The 20,812-nt window shown below is 70.4% G+C and carries 22 protein-coding genes; 11 read left to right on the top strand and 11 right to left on the bottom strand.

Annotated features, from left to right (window positions below):
* Positions 1-150: 150 nt before the first annotated feature.
* Positions 151-993 (bottom strand): LLM class flavin-dependent oxidoreductase, encoded by an 843-nt coding sequence (locus ACFY2Q_RS22265; protein ID WP_387133228.1) that lies wholly within the window; start codon positions 991-993, stop codon positions 151-153.
* Between the two features lie 52 nt (positions 994-1,045).
* Positions 1,046-2,065 carry an aldo/keto reductase gene (locus ACFY2Q_RS22260; RefSeq protein WP_387133226.1) on the bottom strand — a complete coding sequence of 340 codons (1,020 nt, stop codon included), beginning with the start codon at positions 2,063-2,065 and terminating at the stop codon, positions 1,046-1,048.
* Positions 2,066-2,204: 139 nt separating this feature from the next.
* Here ACFY2Q_RS22260 and ACFY2Q_RS22255 point away from each other — a divergent pair, with 139 nt between their 5' ends.
* Together ACFY2Q_RS22255 and ACFY2Q_RS22250 are read left to right on the top strand one after the other, a co-directional pair.
* Positions 2,205-2,795: a TetR/AcrR family transcriptional regulator gene (locus tag ACFY2Q_RS22255; protein WP_387133242.1), complete on the top strand. Its 591-nt coding sequence runs from the start codon at positions 2,205-2,207 to the stop codon at positions 2,793-2,795.
* A gap of 131 nt (positions 2,796-2,926) precedes the next feature.
* Entirely contained in the window at positions 2,927-3,514 is a 588-nt protein-coding gene (locus tag ACFY2Q_RS22250; protein WP_387133225.1) for a hypothetical protein, read from the top strand.
* 113 nt (positions 3,515-3,627) lie between these two features.
* On the opposite strand, the gene ACFY2Q_RS22245 is transcribed toward ACFY2Q_RS22250, so the two are convergent.
* A complete protein-coding gene (locus ACFY2Q_RS22245) occupies positions 3,628-4,086 on the bottom strand; it encodes a septum formation initiator (RefSeq protein WP_387133223.1) in 459 nt (152 codons plus the stop codon).
* Positions 4,087-4,188: 102 nt separating this feature from the next.
* Between ACFY2Q_RS22245 and ACFY2Q_RS22240 the strand changes: the two genes are divergently transcribed.
* From ACFY2Q_RS22240 to ACFY2Q_RS22230, 3 genes are all read left to right on the top strand, one after another.
* Positions 4,189-4,884 carry a response regulator transcription factor gene (locus ACFY2Q_RS22240; RefSeq protein WP_387133221.1) on the top strand — a complete coding sequence of 232 codons (696 nt, stop codon included), beginning with the start codon at positions 4,189-4,191 and terminating at the stop codon, positions 4,882-4,884.
* Positions 4,881-6,191: an ATP-binding protein gene (locus tag ACFY2Q_RS22235; RefSeq protein WP_387133220.1), complete on the top strand. Its 1,311-nt coding sequence runs from the start codon at positions 4,881-4,883 to the stop codon at positions 6,189-6,191. Before ACFY2Q_RS22240 ends, ACFY2Q_RS22235 begins: the two co-directional genes overlap by 4 nt.
* A 72-nt stretch (positions 6,192-6,263) precedes the next feature.
* The gene (locus ACFY2Q_RS22230; protein WP_387133218.1) at positions 6,264-6,773 is read left to right on the top strand and encodes a PepSY domain-containing protein; all 510 of its coding nucleotides are present in this window, start codon (positions 6,264-6,266) and stop codon (positions 6,771-6,773) included.
* Positions 6,774-6,825: 52 nt separating this feature from the next.
* On the opposite strand, the gene ACFY2Q_RS22225 is transcribed toward ACFY2Q_RS22230, so the two are convergent.
* Positions 6,826-8,721 carry an ABC transporter ATP-binding protein gene (locus ACFY2Q_RS22225; protein ID WP_387133216.1) on the bottom strand — a complete coding sequence of 632 codons (1,896 nt, stop codon included), beginning with the start codon at positions 8,719-8,721 and terminating at the stop codon, positions 6,826-6,828.
* A gap of 97 nt (positions 8,722-8,818) precedes the next feature.
* Here ACFY2Q_RS22225 and ACFY2Q_RS22220 point away from each other — a divergent pair, with 97 nt between their 5' ends.
* Positions 8,819-9,370, top strand: coding sequence for a DUF5872 domain-containing protein (locus tag ACFY2Q_RS22220; protein ID WP_387133214.1), 552 nt, complete (start codon positions 8,819-8,821; stop codon positions 9,368-9,370).
* 3 nt (positions 9,371-9,373) lie between these two features.
* Here the strand turns inward: ACFY2Q_RS22220 and trxA are convergent, their stop codons facing one another.
* Positions 9,374-9,721, bottom strand: a complete 348-nt coding sequence (gene trxA / locus ACFY2Q_RS22215; RefSeq protein WP_387133212.1) for a thioredoxin — start codon at positions 9,719-9,721, stop codon at positions 9,374-9,376.
* Positions 9,691-10,083, bottom strand: a complete 393-nt coding sequence (locus ACFY2Q_RS22210; protein WP_387133210.1) for a MerR family transcriptional regulator — start codon at positions 10,081-10,083, stop codon at positions 9,691-9,693. Before ACFY2Q_RS22210 ends, trxA begins: the two co-directional genes overlap by 31 nt.
* Before the next feature lie 312 nt (positions 10,084-10,395).
* Between ACFY2Q_RS22210 and ACFY2Q_RS22205 the strand changes: the two genes are divergently transcribed.
* Positions 10,396-11,034: a dihydrofolate reductase family protein gene (locus ACFY2Q_RS22205; RefSeq protein ID WP_387133209.1), complete on the top strand. Its 639-nt coding sequence runs from the start codon at positions 10,396-10,398 to the stop codon at positions 11,032-11,034.
* A gap of 56 nt (positions 11,035-11,090) precedes the next feature.
* Here ACFY2Q_RS22205 and ACFY2Q_RS22200 read toward each other — a convergent pair whose 3' ends face one another.
* Complete coding sequence (locus ACFY2Q_RS22200; protein WP_387133206.1) at positions 11,091-12,293, bottom strand: chitosanase; 1,203 nt, start codon at positions 12,291-12,293, stop codon at positions 11,091-11,093.
* A 181-nt stretch (positions 12,294-12,474) separates the two neighbouring features.
* Positions 12,475-14,100 carry a glycoside hydrolase family 43 protein gene (locus ACFY2Q_RS22195; RefSeq protein ID WP_387133204.1) on the bottom strand — a complete coding sequence of 542 codons (1,626 nt, stop codon included), beginning with the start codon at positions 14,098-14,100 and terminating at the stop codon, positions 12,475-12,477.
* Between the two features lie 252 nt (positions 14,101-14,352).
* On the opposite strand from ACFY2Q_RS22195, the gene ACFY2Q_RS22190 reads away from it, so the two are divergent.
* The 4 genes from ACFY2Q_RS22190 to ACFY2Q_RS22175 all read left to right on the top strand — a co-directional run bounded on the left by ACFY2Q_RS22190 (position 14,353) and on the right by ACFY2Q_RS22175 (position 18,601).
* Positions 14,353-15,648, top strand: a complete 1,296-nt coding sequence (locus ACFY2Q_RS22190; protein ID WP_387133201.1) for an extracellular solute-binding protein — start codon at positions 14,353-14,355, stop codon at positions 15,646-15,648.
* Positions 15,649-15,700: 52 nt separating this feature from the next.
* Positions 15,701-16,699, top strand: coding sequence for a carbohydrate ABC transporter permease (locus ACFY2Q_RS22185; protein WP_387133198.1), 999 nt, complete (start codon positions 15,701-15,703; stop codon positions 16,697-16,699).
* A complete protein-coding gene (locus tag ACFY2Q_RS22180; RefSeq protein WP_387133195.1) occupies positions 16,696-17,532 on the top strand; it encodes a carbohydrate ABC transporter permease in 837 nt (278 codons plus the stop codon). Before ACFY2Q_RS22185 ends, ACFY2Q_RS22180 begins: the two co-directional genes overlap by 4 nt.
* Before the next feature lie 88 nt (positions 17,533-17,620).
* The gene (locus ACFY2Q_RS22175; RefSeq protein WP_387133241.1) at positions 17,621-18,601 is read left to right on the top strand and encodes a LacI family DNA-binding transcriptional regulator; all 981 of its coding nucleotides are present in this window, start codon (positions 17,621-17,623) and stop codon (positions 18,599-18,601) included.
* Between the two features lie 46 nt (positions 18,602-18,647).
* Here ACFY2Q_RS22175 and ACFY2Q_RS22170 read toward each other — a convergent pair whose 3' ends face one another.
* The 3 genes from ACFY2Q_RS22170 to ACFY2Q_RS22160 are packed head-to-tail and all read right to left on the bottom strand — an operon-like array spanning position 18,648 to position 20,613.
* Positions 18,648-18,869: a hypothetical protein gene (locus ACFY2Q_RS22170; protein WP_387133192.1), complete on the bottom strand. Its 222-nt coding sequence runs from the start codon at positions 18,867-18,869 to the stop codon at positions 18,648-18,650.
* A gap of 17 nt (positions 18,870-18,886) precedes the next feature.
* A complete protein-coding gene (locus ACFY2Q_RS22165; protein ID WP_387133189.1) occupies positions 18,887-19,729 on the bottom strand; it encodes an ABC transporter permease subunit in 843 nt (280 codons plus the stop codon).
* On the bottom strand, positions 19,726-20,613 hold the full coding sequence (locus ACFY2Q_RS22160) for an ATP-binding cassette domain-containing protein (RefSeq protein ID WP_387133186.1): 888 nt from the start codon (positions 20,611-20,613) through the stop codon (positions 19,726-19,728). The genes ACFY2Q_RS22165 and ACFY2Q_RS22160 overlap by 4 nt, the downstream gene beginning before the upstream one ends.
* Positions 20,614-20,812: the final 199 nt, after the last annotated feature.

Here is a 20,812-nt window from a genome sequence, read left to right as displayed (position 1 = left end):
CGGGCTGCGGCACGGCACTGCCGGCGGCGGCCCCGGTGCCTCCCGCGAGGCCCGACTTCGGGCCGAGCGGGGTACGCCATGGTGGCACCCTACGACAGCGGTTGGCCCGGCCGCCGTCCCGGGACACCACCTTCCGGTGAACTCCAGGTGCTAGCCGGACGGGGTGACGAGCCGGTCGCTGACCCACTGCGCGACGCGCTCGGGGTACGGCGCCGAGAGCCCCAGAACGATGTGCGAGAACCCGGCGTCGATCGCCGCGCCGATCGCCTCCAGGGTCGTGTCGGGCTCGTCGTAGGAGACCTGGAGGACCATGGATCGTCTGATCGACGCGGGGTCGCGACCGATCTCGGCGCAGTAGCGGTCCAGCAGCGCACTCCGGTGGACGGCGTCGTCGATGTCGCCGCCCGGGATATTCCACAGGTCGGCGTGCTCGGCGACCACCCGCAGGACCGGCGCGGACCGTCCGCCGATGAGGATCGGCGGGTGCGGACGCTGGACCGGCTTGGGGTTGCCGAAGGCGCCGGTGAGATCGACGTACGTGCCGTGGAAGTCGAAGGGTTCCGCCTCGGTCCACAGGCGTCGGATGACCGTGCACGCTTCCGCGAGGCTCCCCACCGAGTGGGCGAAGTCGTGGAAGGGCAGCCCGTGCGCCGCGTACTCACGCCGGGCCAGTGGATGACCGGGCCGTGAACCCCCGCCGATGCCGAAGTCCAGCCGCCCGCCGGAGACCACGTCGACGGTCGTGGCGATCTTGGCGAGCATCGCGGGCGGTCGGAAGCGATTGCTTGTCACCAGCAGACCGAGGCGCAGGCGTCGGGTCTGCGCGGCGAGGGCCGAGAGGAGTGTCCAGCCCTCGTACGTCGGCCCGCTGGGGTCGCCGGCGATCGGCATCAGGTGATCGAAGAGCCAGGCGTGCTCGATGGTCGGGATCGCGTCCGCCTCGCGCCAGACCCGCAGGACGTCCTGGTAGTCGACCTGCGACGGAGCGGTCATGATCCCGAACTGAGTTCGGTGCCCATGGTGCATGTGACAGCCTCCTCTCGGGTCAGCGACGCCGCAGTGTCGGGTCGAGCAGGGCGGGTGGGGTGTCGAACTTCTCGCCTGGGGCAAGGTCGACACCGGGCGCGACGATGGCGTCGATGGCGTCGAGCACGTCCGCCGAGAGCACCGTGTCGGCGGCGGCGAGCTGGGAGCGCAGGTGCTCCATGGTGCGGGGGCCGATCAGGGCGCTTGTCACGGCGGGGTGCGCGGTGACGAACCCGAGCGCGAGCTGGATCATGGTGAGGCCGGCCTTGTCGGCCACGACGGCAAGCTGCTCGACGGCGTCGAGCCGGGCCCGGTTGGCCGGGATGCCGAGGTCGAAGCGCTCGGGCAGGACGTTGGAACGGTTGGTGCTGATCTCCTGGCCGGCCCGGACCGCGCCCGACAGCCATCCCGAGGCCAGTGGGCTCCAGGCGAGCACGCCGAGGCCGTACTGCTGGGTCACGGGCAGGACGTGGGCTTCGATCCCGCGCTGCAGGATCGAGTAGCTGGGCTGTTCGGTGACGTACCGGCTGAGGTGGTTCTCCCGGGCGGCCCACTCGGCCTGCACGATCCGGTACGCGGGGTAGGTCGAGGAGCCGAAGTAGCGGATCTTCCCGGCCCGTTGCAGGTCGGTAAGCGCCGACAGGGTCTCCTCGTCGCTTGTGGTCGGGTCCCACCTGTGGATCTGGTAGAGGTCGACGTGGTCGACGCCCAGGCGCCGCAGGCTGTTGTCCAGCTCGGTGACCAGCCAGCGGCGTGAGCTGCCCCGATGGTTGCGCTCGTCGCCCATGGGCATGCTCGCCTTGGTGGCCAGCACGATGTCGTCGCGGCGGCCGGCGATGGCCCTGCCGACGAGTTCCTCCGACTCGCCCTGGCTGTACATGTCGGCGGTGTCGATGAGGTTGATGCCCGCCTCCAGGGCGGCGTCGATGATCGCTGTCGTCTCCTCCTGGGTGGTTCGTCCGATTGCGCCGAAATTCATGGCGCCCAACGAGAGCGTGCTGACCTGGACGCCTGTGCGGCCCAAGGTGCGGTACTGCATGACTGTTCCTCCGTGCGGCAGGGGTGTGCTGGCGGCGGCTCACCTGCTCTGGCAAACTGGGCAAGCGGAGCCGTGTTCCGCTAACCAATATACGGAACATGGTTCCGTTTGCCAACCAGGTGACGGAGGTAGCGGCGTGGTGGCCGACATCGACAGCGGATCAGCGCGGCCGGCACCGCGGAAACGGGCCGACGCCCGACGCAACGAGGCGACCCTCCTGGACGCCGCCGCCTCGGCCTTCATCGCCTCCGGCGTCGACGTGCCCGTCCGCGACATCGCCGCCCGGGCAGGCGTCGGCGTCGGCACGATCTACCGCCACTTCCCGACGCGCGCCGACCTCATCGTGGCCGTCTACCGACACCAGGTCGAGGCGTGCGCCGAGGCCGGGCCAGCCTTACTGGCCAGCAGCGCCACACCGCACGTGGCGCTGGCGCAATGGATCGACCTCTTCGTCGACTTCCTCGTCACCAAGCACGGCCTCGCCGAGGCGTTGCAGTCCGACAACGCCGCCTTCCAGTCGCTGCACGCCTACTTTCTCGACCGGCTGGTGCCCGTGTGCGCTCAACTGCTCGACGCCGCCGCCACGGCCGGTGAGATCCGATCCGACCTGCACGCCGTCGAGGTGCTGCGCGGCGTCGGCAACCTCTGCATAGGCGCGGACGACCCCCGCTACGACGCGCGTCGCATGGTCGGCGTCCTCGTCGCGGGGCTGGGCGTCATCGTCGACTGAGCAACCCTGAGCAGCGCCGGCAGTCGACGTTGCTCAGGGTTGCTCAGTGGAAGACCTGAGGCGAAGACCGGGGCCGTGCCAGGGCAGCGCCCGGAGGTCGGACCGACGCCGACGGCCAGAGGATGGCATTCATGAGAAGAGCTTCGATCTTTCTGGTCGCCGGGCCGACCTGCATCGTCGGCTACGGACTCCTCCGGCTGTGGGGGAGGTCCGACGGGACGTACGGGCCGGGCCTGGACTGGCAGGCCGCGCACCTGGTCGGCCTCGCGGGCATGGTGTTCTTCGTACCGGCCGTCCTGGCGTTGGCCCGCCTGCTGCCCCGCAGCCCGTGGCGCACCGGCGTGGTGGCCCTCACGCTGGTCGGGCTCGCCGCCACGATGGTGCAGTTCGGTGCCGACATCGTGGAGGGGCTGATGGCGGCGGACCGGGCGGAGATGTCGGCGCTCGGCGCCGACTTCAAGGACATCCCCGGCGTCGAGATCGCCTTCTACGACGTCGTACCCCAACTCTTCTTCCTCGGCCTGGTCGTCCTCGCGGGCATGCTGGTCGCCAGCCGGCGACTGCCGTGGTGGAGCGTGCCGCTGCTGCTCGTCGGCATCCTTGCGCCGGCCGTCAACCTCGACCTGCTTCCACTGGGCGGCCTGTGCATGCTTGTGGCGCTCGTGCCCGCGCTGCCGGCCCTGCGACAGCGACCGACGCGCTCCGTCGGGACCCACTGAGGACTGCGCTCAGGGGTGCCGGGCGTCGGCCTCTCGTGAGGCCGGCCGCGGGGGAGTGCCGCGCAGACAGCACCAAGCCGCTTCCGAGGTGCGGCGGGAGGGCCGTGTGGGGCTCAGTCGTCGGTGACCGCCACCGGCTCCGAGCCGATGCAGCGCACCTTCAGCTCGTGCTCGCCGGCCGACCCCTCGAACGTGACCTCGACGTCGTCGTCCGGGCCCCGGTCCACGTCGCGGACCCGGTAACCCTGCGCGGGCGCCCAGGAGACGAGGCGTACACCGTCGGTGCCGCACTCGGCCACGGCCGTGCCGCCCCCGGTGGCGAACACCCGGCGGACGCCGGAGCTGGCGCTCGGCGCGGCGGTCGCCGTGCCCGGCGCGACGCCCGGCGTCGTGCCGGTGGGTGTCGGCTCCGGCGACGCGAGCGCGCGCTCGATCTCCGCCTCGCTGCGCACCCCGCCCGGGGTGCCGGTGATGCTCTCGCCCACCAGCCGGATCGCGCCCAACCCGATCAGGGTGGCCACGGCGGCGGTCGCCACCCAACCGGTGGCGACGAGAATCGAACGACGGCCCATCCCCTGACTATCCCCGATCCATTGTTGTGGCCGGCACATCCGGGCGTTAAGGCAGTGCTAACGCGTGCCCCGACCTCGGCCGCAGCGGCTAGCCTGCCAGCTGTGGCCCGCCTGCTGCTCGTCGAGGACGACCTGACCATCCGTACGCCGCTGATCCGTGCTCTGCGCGAACGCGGGCACGCGGTGGCTGCGGCCTCGACCGCGATGGCAGGGCTCCGCGACGCCCTGGAGGACCGCCCCGACCTCGTGGTGCTCGACCTGGGCCTGCCCGACCTGGACGGGCGGGAACTGCTGCGGATGCTGCGCGCCGTCAGCTCGGTGCCGGTCATCGTGGCCACCGCCCGCGACGACGAGACCGAGATCGTCCGGGTCCTCGACGCCGGTGCCGACGACTACGTGGTCAAGCCGTTCACCGCGGCGCAGCTCGACGCCCGCGTCCGCGCGGTGCTGCGGCGTGGCCCGGCCGGCGTCGACACGCAGGACCCGGCGCTCGTCGTGGGCGGCCTCCGCGTCGACCCCCGGGCCCGACAGGTCACCCTGGACGGTACGACTGTGGAGCTGACGCCCCGCGAGTTCGACCTGCTGCACCACCTCGCGGGACGACCAGGCCAGGTGGTCACCAAACGTGAGCTGCTCACCGAGGTGTGGCAGATCCCGTACGGCGGCGCGGACAAGACCGTCGACGTGCACCTGTCCTGGCTGCGCCGCAAGCTGGGGGAGAGCGCCCAGCAGCCCCGCTACCTGCACACCGTGCGCGGCGTCGGTGTGCGGCTGGAAGCGCCGGTGGCGCGGCGGTGAGGGCCCGCCTCGCGCTGCTTGTCGCGGCGGTAAGCGTGCTCACCCTCATCGCGTTCCTGGTGCCGCTGGCGCTGCTGGTGCGCACCGTCGCCGAGGACCGGGCCACCGTCCGGGCCACCGCCGACGCGCAGAGCCTGGTGCCGGTGGTCGGCACCGCCGACGCGGCCACCATCCGGCTCACCGTCGAGCAGCTCGCCGCCGAGTCCGGTCGACCGGTGAGCGTCTTCCTGCCCGACGGCACTGTGCTCGGCGCCCCGGCACCCCGTACGCCCGCGGTGGCCCTGGCCGAGCGCGGGCAGAGCCTCACCGGCGAGTCGGCGGCCGGCCGGGAGGTGGTCATCGCCGTGCAGGGCCGGGCGGACGGCACCGGAGTGATCCGCACTGTCGTTCCGAAACAGGAGCTGACCGCCGGGGTGACCCGGGCCTGGCTGGTGTTGGCCCTGCTCGGGGTGCTCCTGGTGCTGATCGGGCTGGCGGTCGCCGACCGGCTGGCGCGCACCCTGGTCCGGCCGATCAGCGAGCTGTCCGCCGTGTCGCACCGCCTGGCGAACGCCGAGTTGGACGCCCGGGTGGTGCCGGCCGGCCCGGCGGAGTTGCGCGAGGTCGCCGGCGCGCTCAACCACCTGGCGGGCCGGATCCAGGTTCTCCTGGTGCAGGAACGTGAGCAGGTCGCCGACCTGTCGCACCGGCTGCGTACACCGCTGACGGCGCTGCGGCTGGAGGCCGAGTCGTTGCGCGACCCGGACGACGCGGCCCGGATCACCGCCGCCGCCGACGGGCTCGAACGGGCGGTCACCGGGCTGATCCGGCAGGCCCGCTGGCGTACGCCGGCACCGGGCGCCGCCTCCTCGGACGCCGCGGCGATCGTCGCCGAACGGGTCGCGTTCTGGTCGGTGCTGGCCGAGGACACCGGGCGCGCCGTCAGCCTCGACCTGGCCCCCGGCCCGCTCCTCGTCGGGGTGCCCGCCGACGACCTGGCTGCCGCCGTGGACGCATTGCTGGGCAACGTCTTCGCGCACACCCCCGACGGGACACCGCTTGCCGTCCGGCTGGCCGAGGACGCGGGGGAGGTGCTGCTCACCGTCGCCGACGAGGGGCCGGGGATGCCGGCCGGGGCGGTCCAGCGGGGTGCCAGCTCGGCCGGGTCGACGGGCCTCGGCCTGGACATCGCCCGCCGCGCCGCGCAGGCCGGAGGCGGCCGGCTGGAGCTGTTCACCGCACCTGGAGGCGGGACGCGGGTGCTGCTCCGGCTCGGGCCGCCGACACCATCGGGTGCGCCTGCCGCCGACGGCTTAACCCGGCCTTAGCATCCGCACAGCGCGCCCCTATCGGGCTTCGGCCGATCCTCGATATCAACAACGAGGAAAGGTGACACCACGATGAAGCGCAGCTCTCTGCTCCTGGCGTCGGTCGGCGGGGTGGCCGTGCTGGCCGTGGCCGGGACCGCCATCGGCGTCAACGTCGCCGCCGGCCCGCCGGCCCGCGGTACGGTGCTGGCCGCCGCCACTGTCGACCCCACGGCAACGCCTGATGGCAGCGCCACAAGCAGCGGCACCCCCACTCCGGGGACCAGCGTCGCCCCGTCGAGTTCCGCGGCGCCGGCCGGCGCTGCCGTCGACCAGCAGCGTGCTGGCGAGATCGCGCTGGCCCGGGCCGGTGGTGGGCAGATCGTCGAGGTCGAGGCCGAGCAGGAGAACGGCCGGCCGGTCTGGAGTGTCGAGATCGTCGCGGGCGACACCGAGCACGAGGTGGACGTCGACCGGGACAACGGCACGGTGGTCAAGGCCGAGCAGGAGCCGGTCGACGACGACGACGATGACAACGACGACGACGACGATGACAACGACGATGACGACGATGACGACGACGAGGCCGGCGACGACGACTGATCACCGCATGGCAGCCGCCCACCACGGGCTCACCGTGGTGGGCGGCGCCATGTTAGACGGCCGCTACCCGTTCCTGCGGTGTCGCCGGGTCGTCCTGGTCGAACTGGGTGCGGTACAGATCCTCGTACCGGCCACCGGCGGCGAGCAGTTCGCTGTGTCGTCCGCGCTCCACGATGCGGCCGTCCTCGACGACGAGGATCTGGTCCGCAGCCCGGATGGTGGACAACCGGTGTGCGATGACCACGCTCGTCCGGCCGTCCAACGCCTCCGCGAGGGCCTCTTGGACGGCGGCCTCCGACGTGGAGTCCAGATGTGCCGTGGCCTCGTCGAGAATGACCACACGGGGACGGGCCAGCAGGAGCCGAGCGATGGTGAGCCGTTGCCGTTCACCGCCCGACAATCGGTATCCCCGTTCACCGACGACGGTGTCGAGCCCGTCCGGGAGTGAGCGGATCAACGTGTCCAGACGGGCCCGCCGCAGCACATCCCACATCTCCTCCTCGGTCGCGCCCGGCGCGGCGAACTCCAGGTTGGCGCGGATGCTCTCGTGGAACAGGTGCCCGTCCTGGGTGACCACGCCGAGCGCCGCGCGGATCGATTCGGCCGACAGGTCGCGTACGTCGACGTCGGCGAGCCGCACCGCGCCCTCCTCGACGTCGTACAGGCGCGGCACGAGTTGGGCGATCGTCGACTTGCCCGCCCCGGAGGAGCCGACGAGGGCGACCATCTGGCCCGCCTCGGCGCGGAACGACACCCCGTGCAGCACCTCCTCGCCGCCGCGTGTGTCGAGCTTCGCCACATCCTCCAGGGACGCCAGCGACACCTTCTCGGCCGACGGGTAGCCGAACCGAACCCCGTCGAACTCCACCGCGACAGGTCCGTCCGGAAGCGGCCGGGCGTCGGTTTTGTCGAGGATCAGCGGCTTGAGATCGAGGACCTCGAACACCCGCTCGAAGCTCACAAGCGCGCTCATCACCTCGACCCGAGCGCTGGCAAGCGAGGTCAACGGCGCGTAGAGGCGAGACAGCAGTAGCGCGAGCGTGACCACGGTGCCGGCGTCGAGGCTGCCCCGCAGGGCGTACAGACCGCCGAGCCCGTAGACCAGGGCCAGCGCCAGCGAGCCGACAACTGTGAGCGCGGTGATGAAGACCCACTGGAGCATGGCGGTGCGGATGCCGATGTCGCGCACCCGCCGCGCCCGCGCCGCGAACTCGGCCGACTCCTCGGCCGGACGTCCGTACAGCTTGACAAGCGTCGCCCCGGGCGCGGAGAACCGTTCGGTCATCCGGGTGCTCATGGCCGCGTTGTGCTCGGCCGCCTCGCGCTGCAACCGGGCGAGCCGCGAACCCATCCGGCGGGCCGGGAGCACGAAGATCGGCAGGAGTACGAGCGCCAGCAGCGTGATCTGCCACGAGAAGGTGAGCATCACCGTCAGGGTCAGGGCCAGGGTGACCGCGTTGCCGACCACGCTCGACAGGGTGCCGCTGAACGCCCGTTGCGCGCCGATCACGTCGTTGTTCAAACGACTTACCAGAGCGCCGGTACGGGTCCTGGTGAAGAACGCCACAGGCATGCGCTGGACATGGTCGAAGACGGCTGTCCGCAGTTGGACGATAAGCCCCTCACCGATGCTTGCGGACAGGAAACGCGTCACCAGGCCGAGGCCGGCCTCGGCAAGCGCGATCACGGCGATCAGCACCGCCAACCGGATCACGACGCCACTGTCGGCGCCGTCGACTATCGCATCGACCACCCGGCCTGCGAGGACCGGCGCGGCCACCGTGAGCACGGCTGTCACCACGCTCAACAGCAGGAACCTGACGATCAGGGCCTGGTGTGGCTTCGCGAACCGCCCGATGCGCTTCAGGGTGGCACGGGACAGTGGTCGCTCGTCCTGCGCGTTCATCGCGCGGTGCAGGGACGTCCACGCGGCAAATTCCATACTCATTCCGTACCTCCGCAAGGAGGCTAGAACCTCGCGTGCGGTTGAGGTCAAGACGGCACGCCTGACGCATAGCCGGTGTGGTGTCGGGTAGCTGCGATCCATGGCGCGCTACACGAAGCCCGAGCTTCGGGAGCAGATCAAGGAAGAGATCAAGGCTTCCGACAGGGGCGGCAGGCAGGGGCAGTGGTCGGCTCGCAAGTCGCAGCTGCTCACTCAGGAGTACAAGAGGCGCGGCGGGGGATTCCTGGGCGAAAAGGACGAGCGGCAGAAGTCCCTTCAGCGCTGGGGCAACGAGCACTGGCAGACGAAGGAGGGCGACACCCGTGCCCGCCGGGGCAACACAACGAGCCGTTACCTGCCCAAGCGTGCCTGGGAGGAGCTGTCGGACAATCAGAAGCGCGCGACCGACACCAAGAAGCGTGACGTGTCCCGCTCCGGCAGGCAGTACGTCGCCAACACCGGCCCGGCCAAACGGGCGCGCAAGGACGCCACCACGGCCGGCCGGATGTCGGAGATGTCGGTCGCCGAGGCGGCCAAGCTCGTCCGTGGCCTGGACACGCGACAGCTCCGGACCGCCCTGCGCAACGAACGCGACGGCAAGGGCCGCAAGACGCTCATCCAGCGACTCCAGGCGGAACTCGACCGCCGCTGACCGTCACAGGCCGGCGTGCGCGGCCAGGGTCTGCCGCAGATAGGTCTTCGGCCGGGACCCGACGATCGAGCCGACGACCTCGCCACGGCGGAACACCAGCAGCGTCGGCAGGGACATGACGGCGTACGCCCGCGTGGTCCGCGGGTTGTCGTCGCTGTTGAGCTTGGCCACCACCATCTGGCCGGCGACCTCTCCCGCCAACTCGGCGAGGCTCTTCTCGATCATCTTGCAGGGCGGGCACCAGTCCGCCCAGAAGTCGACCACCACGGGCCGCACGCTGGCCAGGACCAGCTCGGCGAACGTGTCGTCGGTGACGGTGATCAGTGACCCGACTGTCGTTTCCTGGGGCATGATTCCTCCCGGTGTGCGATGGCGTGACTGAGTTGGGTGTGCAACTGCTGACGTACCGCGCCGAGCCGGTCGAGGTAGTCGTCGACCTCCGCGAGCTTGCGTCGCAGCACCAGCACCGAATCCGGACAGACGTCGCCGGACGCGTTGCCCGCCCGCAGGCAGGCCACGAACGGGCGGACGTCGTCGAGGCCGAAGCCGACGTCGAGCAGCGCCCGGATCTCCCGCACGACCCGCAGCTCCGCCTCGTCGTAGACCCGGTACCCGTTGGCCGACCGCTGTGGCCGTACCAACCCGTGCGCCTCGTAGTAGCGCAGCGTGCGGGTGCTCGTGCCGGCCCGCTCCGCCAGCTCGCCGATAAGCATCCGACCTCCTCGACCAAACCCTGGCGACCACGCTAAACGTTGTCGCCAGCGTCAAGGCAAGGGACCAGCGTCAAGGCAGGGGCCAGCGTCACGGCAACGGGAGTACGGCCGCCGGGGGCCACGGCGCCGCGCGGTCGAGAACCGTCGCGCCTGCCCGCTCGGGTTCGCCGGGGCGGGTAGCGTCACCCACCGATGCGCCAGATGCTGGCGACCGGTCGACGGGCAGGCAACGGGGTGCCGTCGCAGCGATGAGTCTGCGGGTGCCCACGGGCCTGTCTCTCGACCGAGACAACCCACTGATCGGGGGTAGGTATGGGCCTGATCCACATCGAGATGTTCGCAACCCTCGACCTCGTCGGGCAGGCGCCCGGCGGCCCCGAGGAGGACCCGGAGGGGTTCCCGTTCGGCGGCTGGCAGGCGCCCCTGCTGGACGAGGTCTCCGGGGCGCAGGTCTTCGCCGCGTACGAGGGCACCGACGCCCTGCTGCTGGGCCGGCGAACGTACGACATCTTCGCCGCCTACTGGCCGCACCAGGAGGGCGGCGAGGACAACGCGATCGCCACGCTCTTCAACAGCGTCCCGAAGTACGTGGCCTCCCGGGGCACGCCCGACCTGTCGTGGGCCGGGTCCAGCCTGCTCGACGCGGACCTGGCCGGCGCGGTGCGCGAGATCCGCGACCGGCACGAGCACATCAAGGTCGTGGGGAGCCTCAACCTGGTGCAGACCCTCCTTCGGGAGAGGCTCTTCGACAGGCTCGACCTCTGGGTGCACCCGATCGTGCTGGGCGTCGGAAAGAAGGTGTTCGACGGTGGCGCCGTGCCCACGAACGTCACACTCCTCGAACCGCCGGTGGCCAGCCCGACGGGCACTGTCTATCTGCGATACGGCCTCGCCGACGGCACGCCCGGCACGGGCGACATGAGCGCACCCGATCGCGGGCGCGACGGCTGAGCCGCCTCTCGACGGCTGAGCCGCCTCTCGACGGCTGAGCCGCCTCGTGCCGGGTGCTAGCCGATCCGGTACTGGTCGCCGTAGACGGCGAACACCAGGGGAGTGTTCAGGTCGACGTTGCCGTTGTTGAGGAACACCCGCTGGGCCGTGTCGACGCGGGACGTGTCCGAGTGGGCGGCCTCCTTGCGCATCTCGATGACCCGCTCGTCGAGGAACGCGTGGAGCCAGGTCCGCTCGTCGCCACCCTGGGCCGGCGGCTTCGCACGGGCGAGGGCCCGGCTGCGGATGGCGCGCATGCCCTCGTACCCGTGCATCACTGCCGCGTCGTAGTAGGCGAACTGGCCGAGCGCCCGGACCTGGTCGTTCTTGCCGTCGCGTACCGACGGGTTGAAGTACACCCGGTCCCGCTCGGCCTCCTGGGCGGCCCGGAACACCGGGTCGGCGGCCGCGGTCCGCCAGTCGCGGGGGAAGTTGGGGTCGAGGCCCGCGTGCGAGGCCGTGCCGTTGACGGCGCGCAGCGCCGGCAGGTACGCGGCAAGTACGTTCCCCGGCTTGGTGCGGGTGTACGCCTCGACAAGTTCGAGCATGTCGCCGGTGCCGGAGCAGAAGCCGATGATGCCCGCGGTGTAGCCTCGCCCGTCGCCGATGTCCTCGATGTAGGAGAACTGCGCCCGCCAGTCGAGCGAGGAGTTCTCCGCCGCCGAGACGAGCTGCATGGCGACGTCCTTCTTGGCCGGGTCGTCGAGGTCGACACCGGTCGGAGTGGTCGGGGTGGGGGTGCCGCCACCGGGAAGCGTCCAGCGCTGGTTGGTGGTGCCCGAGCAGGTCCAGATCTGCAACCGCGTGCCGTTGGCCGTGTTGCGGTCGGTCACGTCGAGGCACTTGCCCGAGCCGGTGTTGACGAGCGCGCCGTTGCTGGCCGTCCACTTCTGTGCGCCTGTGCTGTTGCAGTCGTACAACTGCACCTTGGCGCCGTCGGCTGTCGACGCGGCGGTGACGTCGAGGCACTTGCCGAGCGCGCGGATGGAGTTGTCGGTGTTGCCGACGGTCCACGTCTGGGCTGCGGTGCCGTTGCAGTCGTAGAGCTGGACCGGCGTGCCGTTCGCCGTGTTGGCGGCGGCCACGTCGACGCACTTGCCGCCGAGGCCGGTGATCGGGCCGGCGGTCGCGGCGCTTGCCGACGGCAGGCCGAAGCCGACCGCCGCGACGCCGATCAGCAGCGCGCCCACGATGTAGGCGGTCGTCCTCGTGCGCACCATGGTGCTCCTCGGGGGATGCGGCGGCGCACCGCCGGCCGACCGCTGGCGGGGTCGGCCCGGTGGACGTCGCGAGAATCAGGAAACCGTATTAACAGTTACCAGTACGTCGATGCGACGTCAAACGTTCAATCTCCCGGTCGGTCGGGTGTGGGTGCCGACCGGGAGATCGCCGCCCGCCCCGTCAGTGCTCCCGATAGGTGGCCAGGTCGAAGTCCGCGTACGCGCCGTCGCCGCCGAGATCCTGCACCCACAGACCGAGGAACGCCCCGGTGAAGCCCCACGCCGCCGGCTCACCGTCGATGATCAGAGCCGCGTGCTCGTCGGACAGGATCGTCGCGTCCAGGTCGACAGGCAGCCGCTGCCAACCGGCGCCGAGGTCGTAGTCGAAGCGCACCACCGGCCCGTCGAACACCGCCCGCAGGGCGACCCTTGTGATGCCGTCGGCGTCGACCGTCAGCTCCGGGTACGCGGTCCGCCGACCGTTGTCGGAGCTGAGCAGATCCAGCACCGTACGCCCGTCGTCGGCGCGGGTCAGGTAGAGGTGGTGCCAGTTCAGGCTGTTGTAGTAGGCGGTGATCCCGGAGAGCTGGCGGTGGTCGAGCGGGTCGAACTCGACAGTCGTCTCCAGCGAGCAGTGCGTCGCACCGACACGGCGCGCCACAAGGCTCGGTGCCTTCCGCCCCACCGGCGACTGCCCACCGTGGACCCGCAGGTGCGACGGACGCGACCGCAGATCGATCCAGTCCGGGGCGGCAGGTCGGCGCAGCGTCGACCAGCACGGCCCCAGCTCGGGTTCGTCGAAGTGGTCGGTGGCGGGCTCCGCCGGCCACGGGTGCGGGGGCAGGTCGGGGGCGACGACCTCTTCGGCCGGCACGCCTCCGTCGATCCGCGGCCAGCCACCCGAGGGCCACTCGACCCGCTGGATCGCGGTCTCGCGCCCCAGCACGCAGTTGCCAAGCGGCGAGTAGGGCCGGCCCACCAGGTGCGCCAGATACCACCCGCCGTCCGGGGTGCGGACCAGGCTGCCGTGACCGGCCTTCTGCAACCGCAGGTCGGGGCGGCCGACGGAGGTGAGCAGCGGCCCGTCCGGGTCCACCTCGTACGGCCCGAACAGCTCCCGCGACCGCGCCACGGTGACCTGGTGTTCCCAGCTGGTGCCGCCCTCGGCGGTGATCAGCCAGTACCAGCCGTCGTGGCGGTAGAGGTGTGGGCCCTCGGTGACACCGACAGGCGTGCCGGTGAACAGGATCCGGGGTCGGCCGACGAGACTGCGTGCGGCCCTGTCGTACTGCTGGATCTCGATGCCGCCGAAGCGGTCCCGGCCGGGCCGCCAGTCGGCGCTCATGCTCAGCAGCCAGGTGGTGCCGTCGTCGTCGTGGAACAGCGCGGCGTCGAAACCCCGGCCGTGCAGTTTCACCGGATCTGACCAGGGGCCGGCGATGTCGGGTGCGGTGACCAGGTAGTTCTGCGGGTCCCAGTAGCCGCTGGCGAAGCTCGCCACGTCGCTGTAGACGAGGTGGAACTCGCCGTCGTGGTATGTCAGGTCGGGCGCCCACACACCGTTGGAGTCGCCGCAACCGCGCAGGTCGAGCAGGCGGCGGTCGGTGATGATCCCGCCCAGGGTGCGCCAGTTGACGAGGTCGCGCGAGTGGTGCACGCGGACTCCCGGATACCACTCGAAGGTCGAGGTGGCCAGGTAGAAGTCGTCGCCGACGCGCAGGATCGACGGATCCGGGTGGAACCCGGCGAGGACGGGGTTGCGGATCGACCAAGCAGCGGTCGCCACGTCAGCGGTGTCGATCGACACGAGGGCTCCTCTGTGCGGGTTAAGAAACTTCCGGAAATTATGCGGTACCAAACCATAGGCAGTCTTCACTACGTTAGCCGGTCTTTTCCCGACTGGACAGGGGTCTTGACCGCCGCCGAAACAGCTCGTAGCGTGCCGGCCATCGATCGGTAATACCGACGAAGCAATGAAAGTTCCGGAGATCCAGGTCTGAACCCGTGCCGGCCTGGCCGGCGTTCCGAGCCCTCAATGAGTTCCTCGAAGGGATGGATCATGACCACGCACCTCTCCCGCCGAACGCTGCTCGGCCTCGCCGGAGCCGGCGCTGGCGCCTACCTACTCAGCGCCTGCAGCGGCGACGACGAGTCCGGCGACCCGAACGCGCCGCAGACCATCAACTGGTGGCACATCCAGAACACCGAACCGATGCTCCCGGTCTGGAAGGCGCTGTCCGACGATTACAAGGCCGCGCACAGCAACGTTTCCTTCTCCATCCAGCCCCTGGAGAACGAGGCGTTCAAGGCCAAGCTCACCACCGCCACCCAGGCCGGCGACCCGCCGGACCTCTTCCAGTCCTGGGGCGGTGGCGTGCTCAAGCAGCAGGTCGACGCGGGTCTGGTCAAGGACCTCACCGACGACGTGAAGGACCTGGTCAGCGGCATCCTGCCCGCCGCCATGCAGCCGTACACGATCGACGGCAAGATCTACGGCATTCCGTTCGACATCGGCATGGTCGGGTTCTGGTACAACAAGGAGCTCTTCACCCGCGCCGGCATCACCGCCACCCCCACCACCTGGACCGAGGTGCTCGACGCGGTCCGCAAGCTCAAGGCCGCAGGCATCACCCCTGTCGCCCTGGCCGGTAAGGACAAGTGGCCGGCGCACTTCTACTGGTCGTACCTGGCGATGCGCATCGGCGGGGTCGACGCGCTGCAGAAGGCCGTCGACAGCAAGAACTTCGACACCCCCGACCTCGTCGCCGCTGGCGAGCGACTCAAGGAGCTCGTCGACCTGCAGCCGTTCCAGAAGGGCTTCCTCGGCGCGGAGTTCGGCTCGCCCGACGGTCAGGCCGCCACCATGGGCAACGGCAAGGCCGGCATGGAACTGATGGGGCAGTGGGCGCCGGCGGTGCAGGCGTCCAGCTCCACGAGCAAGAAGGGCCTCGGCGACAAGCTGGGCTTCTTCCCGTTCCCGTCCGTGGACGGCGGCAAGGGCTCCTCCACCGAGGTCTTCGGCGGCGGCAACGGCTTCGCCGTCGGCAAGGACGCGCCCCCGGCCACCGTCGACTTCCTGAAGTTCCTGCTCAGCGCCGAGAACCAGCGCCGATCCGCCGAGACCGGCGCGGTGCTGCCCACGGTCAAGGACGCCACCGGGGCCATCAGCGACCCCAACAACAAGGTCGTCGCGGAGACCCTCGCCAAGAACACCGGCTTCCAGCTCTACCTCGACCAGGCGTACGCGCCCGCACTCGGTCAGCAGATCAACGACAGCGTGGCTGAGTTGATCGCCGGCACCAAGCAGCCGGCGGCGATCGTCAAGGACATCACGCAGGTGGCAAAGACCGTCTGATCGTGACCACCCATCCATCCGTAGCCGGCCGTAGAACCCGAGTGGAGCAGGCATGACCAGGCCATCGACCGTGTCGGACATCAGGCGCGGCGACACGGCGACCGACCCGCCGGCACCGGGGCCGGGCACCGCGCGTCAGCGCGGCCGCCAGCCCCGGCCCGGCCGGGGCAGCGTCCTCGCTGTCTTCCTGGCGCCTGCCCTGGCGCTGTTCCTCCTGCTGGTCGTCGCCCCCATCGTGGTGGCCGGCTACGCCAGCTTCTACAAGTGGAACGGCTTCGGGCTGCCGGAGAACTTCATCGGGTTCGACAACTACACCCGTGCCTTCAGCGACCCGACCTTCCGCGGTGACCTGTGGCGCGGGCTCATCCTTGTGGTGCTGTCCCTGGCCGTGCAGCTGCCCGCCGCGCTGGCCCTGGCCATGCTCCTCAACCAGCCCCTGCGCGGCCGGGCCATCTACCGGCTGATCTTCTTCGCGCCGTACGTCCTCTCCGAGGTCACCACGGCCGTCCTGTTCACGCTCGTGTTCTCACCCAACCGGGGTCTGGGCGAGGGTGTCGCCCAGTGGTTGGGCGCCGACGCGGGCACGATCTTCGCCGACCCGGACACTGTGCTGTTCGCCGTCTTCCTCGTGGTGTCCTGGAAGTACTTCGGCCTCTACATGATGCTGTTCCTGGCCGCCCGGCAGGGCATTCCCAAGGAGCTGTCCGAGGCCGCGGTCACCGACGGCGCCAGCTCCTGGCAGGCGTTCCGGCACGTCACGCTGCCTCTGCTCGGCCCCACCATCCGGATCAGCGTGTTCCTGTCGGTCATCGGCACGATCCAACTGTTCGACATGGTCTGGGTGCTCACCGGCGGTGGGCCGATCCACTCCTCGGAAACCCTTGCCGTCACCATGTACCAGTACGGCTTCCGCCGTTTCGAGGTCGGGTACGCGAGCGCGATCAGCATCGTCATGTTCCTGATGAGCCTCGTCTTCGCACTCTTCTATCAGCGCATCGTCCTTCGTCGGGACACCGCGGGCGCGATCACCAACCAGGGAGGCCAGCGATGAGCGGCACGGTGAACCGCGCCCAGCGGACCCGCAGCGTCGTTCTGCACCTGATCTGCATCGCCGTCGGCGCGCTGATCGTCGTGCCGGTCTGGTTCGGGGTGCTCGGCGGCTTCAAGGACAACGGGCAGCTGTCCACCAACCCGCTCGGCTGGCCCGACCCCTGGGTGCCGAACTACCTCGAGATCCTGGGTAACGGGGTGTTCTGGCGGCAGCTCGGCAACAGCATGCTCATCGCCGTGAGCAGCACCCTCATCGTCGTCGGCGCGGCGGCGATGGCGGCGTTCGTCTTCGCCCGCTACGCCTTCCGGGGCCGCGAGTTCCTTGTCACCCTGTTCGCGATCGGTCTGATGTTCCCGTTCGCGGTGGCCATCCTGCCGCTGTTCATCCTGCTGCGCGGCATGGGCCTGCTGGACAACCCGCTCGGCGTGATCCTGCCGCAGGCTGCCTTCGGGCTGCCGATCACCATCATCATCCTGCGGCAGTTCTTCCGGACCATTCCCGCCGAGGTCGAGGAGGCCGCCGTCCTCGACGGCTGCGGCTCCTTCGGCTTCTTCTGGCGGGTCCTGCTGCCGATGGCCCGTCCCGCCCTGGCCACCGTCTCCGTGCTGGCGATCGTGACCAGCTGGAACAACTTCATGCTGCCGCTTGTCGTCTTCAGCGACCAGAGCTGGTGGACCCTGCCCGTCGGGGTCCAGGCGTTCCAGGGCCAGTACGCCGACGACACCGCCCGGGTGCTCGCCTACGTCGTCCTGTCCATGCTCCCCGCCCTGGGCTTCTACGCCGTTGCCGAACGGCAGCTCATCGGCGGCCTGACCGGCAGCGTCAAGGGGTGAGAGCACACCTCCAGCCGACCTGAAGTGTCCCGCCAGATGCAAGGAGGGGGCCGTGGGCTCCGACAACGGCCGAAACGTCACCATCGCGATGATCGCGCGACTGGCCGGTGTCTCCGTGCCCACGGTCTCCCGGGTCATCAATGGTCGCTCCGATGTGGCTCCCGGGACCCGGGAGCGCGTCGAGGCGCTGCTCAACCAGCACGGCTACCGTCGTCGGACTCAGGCCAGGCGCACCGACGCGGCACTCATCGACCTGGTCTTCAACGACCTCGACAGCCCCTGGGCCGTGGAGATCATCCGTGGGGTGGAGGACGTCGCCCGCAGCAGCGGCGTCGGCACCGTCGTCTCCGCCATCCACTGGCGCATCACCTCGGCCAAACAATGGCTCGACAACATGCGTACCCGATCCACCGAGGGCGTCATCTTCGTGACGTCGATGGTGAACCCGCCGCTACAGGCCGAACTGCGTCGCCTGCACCTCCCGGTGGTCATCATCGACCCCGCCGGTGTCGACCCGCAGGAGTCACCCACAATCGGTGCCACCAACTGGGCGGGCAGCCTGAGCGCCAACCAGTACCTGCTCGACCTCGGCCACCGCCGCATCGGCTTCATCGCCGGGCCGCCGCACCTGATGTGCAGCAGGGCCAGGATGGACGGCTACCGCGCCGCGCTCGGCGCCGCCGGCATACCCGTCGACGACGCCCTCATCCGACCCGGCAACTTCTATCACGAGGCCGGCTACACCTCGGCCACGCAACTGCTGGCCCTGCCCGACCCGCCCACCGCCATCTTCGCCTCCAGCGACCAGATGGCCCTCGGGGTCTACGAGGCCGTTCGCAAACGCGGCCTGCGCGTGCCGGACGACATAAGCGTGGTCGGCTTCGACGACCTGCCGGAGGTCCGCTGGTGCTCGCCACCGCTGACGACGATCCGCCAACCCCTTGCCGAGATGGGCATGCTTGCCGCACGGACCGTGCTGCGGCTCGCCAGCGGTGAGAAGACCGAGAGCCCGCGCATCGAACTCGCCACCGAACTCGTCATCCGCGACAGCGCCCGGTCACCGCGCTGAAACGCCCGTCGTCGACGCGGCGGTGGTGCAGGGGTGACCGCCGGTGTCAGGCGTCCGGGTGTCGGCGGACGAAGTCCTGGTACGTCTCGTTGGCCAACTCGATCTCCCGTAGCTCGGCCTGGCGTACCTCGGCCGCCGACCGGGCCTGGGCGAGGCGTAGCTGGTGTCGTCGCTCGCGGGCCTGGGCCCAGCCCCGGGTCGCGCCCCACGCGATCCAGCCGCCGGACGCGATGACCCCGGTCAGTGCGAAAGCGAGGAGGAAGTCCATCTCGACATCCTTTCCGGTCAGCCGACGTCCCGGCGGACGGCGAGCCAGGTGCCCAGCCCGAACATCAGCACGACGTATCCGAGTAGGACTGTGACGGGCAGCCCGGCGCCCGCCGATTCGATCACCCCGGGCGTGCCGCCCTCGAACTGGGACGGGGCGCCCAGCGCACCGGCGAGCGCCCCGGAACTCGGGGCGAGCAGCAGCTTCTGGACTGCCTCCAGCGGGCTCAGCACGAGAGCGAGGCCGCTGATGGCGTTCTCCAGCACGAGCGTCCACACGAGGCCGACGGCGATGGCGGTGGCGGTGCTGCGGAACGCGATGGCCAGGAAGTAGCCGAGGCTGGCGTGGGCGCTGCAGATCAGCCACGCGGCCCCGACGGCCGCGACCAGATCGCCGGCCGGCGGCCAGTCCAGGCCGCGCCCTTCGAGCAGCGCGAGCAGCGCGGTGACGGCGGCCATCGCGGCGAAGGTGAGCGCGACGAGCAGCAGGGTCAGCGCGCAGAGCGCGACGGCGTGCCCGGCGAGCACCTGCGCCCGCCGGGGACGCTGGGTGAAGATCAGGTTGAGGGTGCCCCAGCGGTACTCGTTGCCGACGACGACGGCGCCGAGAATCACCACTATCGCCCCGCCGAACAGCGGGAACAGCCCGATCCCGGTGGGCACGAGCTGGCCGGGCAGCACGGCGTCGAGCAGCGACGCGGCGTTGTCGGCCTGCTTCGGGTCGCTGGCCAGGGCCAGGTGCACGAGGTACGGCACGCCGACGCCGAAACCGAGCGCCATCGCGACCCAGGTGAGGGTCACGGCCCACACCGCCGGCCGCTTACGGTCGGCGAACCAGGCCGCGCGTACGGAGGCGATCATCGGCTGCTCCCTGTCGTGCTCGTCAACTCCAGGAACGCCTCCTCCAACGAGTGGCGTACGGTGCGCAGCTCGCGTACCTCGATGCCGGCCTCGACCAGCGCGCGGTTGAGCGTCGCGGCGAGCGTCGGGTCGGCGCTGACCCGCAGCGTGCCGTCGACGGTCTCCACGGCGCGGACGCCCGGGTGGTCGCGCAGGCAGGCGGTGGCCTTGTCGATCGGGTCGGCGGCGATGAGCAACTCGCGGCCGCCGAGCGCCGCGCGCAACTCGTCGGCGGTGCCGTCGGCGACCAGCCGGCCCCGGTTGATGACGGCGATCCGGTCGCAGACCTGCTCGACCTCGCCGAGGACGTGGCTGGAGAGCAGCACCGTACGCCCCTGTCGGCCCAACGAGCGCAGGAGTTCCCGGATCTCCGACACGCCGGCGGGGTCCAGCCCGTTGGTGGGCTCGTCGAGGATCAGCAGCTTGGGCTCCTTGAGCAGCGCCGCCGCGACACCGAGCCGTTGCTTCATCCCCAACGAGTACGTCCGGAACGGCGAGCGCTCGCGGGCGGTGAGGCCGACCTCGGCCAGCACCCGTTCGGCGGCGCTCGCGGGCACTCCGGCGTAGCGGGCGGCCAGCCGCAGGTTGTCGAGACCGGACAGGTGCGGGTAGAAGGCGGGTGACTCGATGAGCGCGCCCACCTGACCCAGTTCGTTAGGGGTGCCCGGGGGATGGCCCAGGACGCGGACCTGGCCGGACGTCGGCCGGACGAGCCCGACCAGCATCCGCATGGTCGTGGTCTTGCCGGCACCGTTGGGGCCGAGGAAGCCGAAGACCATCCCCTCGGGCACCCGAAGGGTGAGCCCGTCGACTGCGGTGACACCGCCGGGATAACGCTTGGTCACCCCGTGGACTTCAATGGCGAATCGGTCATTCCCCAACGGACTGACGCAATCGTCCGATGGTGTGGCGGAATCGGCCTCCGGCGTTTTGCTTCGCCTTCATCTGGGCGGTCCTTACTCATTCCCGACCACGTCACAGGATTGGTTGCGCGTAGTCAATTAAATGGTCGTTAAGCGCGGCCAGGCGGCGGCCGGACCGACC

The organism is Micromonospora sp. NPDC000316 (assembly GCF_042898885.1).
Lineage (GTDB): Bacteria > Actinomycetota > Actinomycetes > Mycobacteriales > Micromonosporaceae > Micromonospora.
The sequence above is the reverse complement of the archived record's forward strand: the minus strand, read 5'-3'. Positions and strand labels throughout refer to the sequence as shown.

Coding starts and splice junctions, on each gene's coding strand:
- ACFY2Q_RS22220 (WP_387133214.1), top strand. CDS start 8,819: ATGGCGCGCTACACGAAGCCCGAGCTTCGGGAGCAGATCAAGGAAGAG.
- ACFY2Q_RS22175 (WP_387133241.1), top strand. CDS start 17,621: ATGATCGCGCGACTGGCCGGTGTCTCCGTGCCCACGGTCTCCCGGGTC.
- ACFY2Q_RS22165 (WP_387133189.1), bottom strand. CDS start 19,729: ATGATCGCCTCCGTACGCGCGGCCTGGTTCGCCGACCGTAAGCGGCCG.
- ACFY2Q_RS22185 (WP_387133198.1), top strand. CDS start 15,701: ATGACCAGGCCATCGACCGTGTCGGACATCAGGCGCGGCGACACGGCG.
- ACFY2Q_RS22190 (WP_387133201.1), top strand. CDS start 14,353: ATGACCACGCACCTCTCCCGCCGAACGCTGCTCGGCCTCGCCGGAGCC.
- ACFY2Q_RS22210 (WP_387133210.1), bottom strand. CDS start 10,083: ATGCTTATCGGCGAGCTGGCGGAGCGGGCCGGCACGAGCACCCGCACG.
- ACFY2Q_RS22205 (WP_387133209.1), top strand. CDS start 10,396: ATGGGCCTGATCCACATCGAGATGTTCGCAACCCTCGACCTCGTCGGG.
- ACFY2Q_RS22200 (WP_387133206.1), bottom strand. CDS start 12,293: ATGGTGCGCACGAGGACGACCGCCTACATCGTGGGCGCGCTGCTGATC.
- trxA (WP_387133212.1), bottom strand. CDS start 9,721: ATGCCCCAGGAAACGACAGTCGGGTCACTGATCACCGTCACCGACGAC.
- ACFY2Q_RS22245 (WP_387133223.1), bottom strand. CDS start 4,086: ATGGGCCGTCGTTCGATTCTCGTCGCCACCGGTTGGGTGGCGACCGCC.
- ACFY2Q_RS22230 (WP_387133218.1), top strand. CDS start 6,264: ATGAAGCGCAGCTCTCTGCTCCTGGCGTCGGTCGGCGGGGTGGCCGTG.
- ACFY2Q_RS22260 (WP_387133226.1), bottom strand. CDS start 2,065: ATGCAGTACCGCACCTTGGGCCGCACAGGCGTCCAGGTCAGCACGCTC.
- ACFY2Q_RS22250 (WP_387133225.1), top strand. CDS start 2,927: ATGAGAAGAGCTTCGATCTTTCTGGTCGCCGGGCCGACCTGCATCGTC.
- ACFY2Q_RS22180 (WP_387133195.1), top strand. CDS start 16,696: ATGAGCGGCACGGTGAACCGCGCCCAGCGGACCCGCAGCGTCGTTCTG.
- ACFY2Q_RS22225 (WP_387133216.1), bottom strand. CDS start 8,721: ATGAGTATGGAATTTGCCGCGTGGACGTCCCTGCACCGCGCGATGAAC.
- ACFY2Q_RS22265 (WP_387133228.1), bottom strand. CDS start 993: ATGACCGCTCCGTCGCAGGTCGACTACCAGGACGTCCTGCGGGTCTGG.
- ACFY2Q_RS22170 (WP_387133192.1), bottom strand. CDS start 18,869: ATGGACTTCCTCCTCGCTTTCGCACTGACCGGGGTCATCGCGTCCGGC.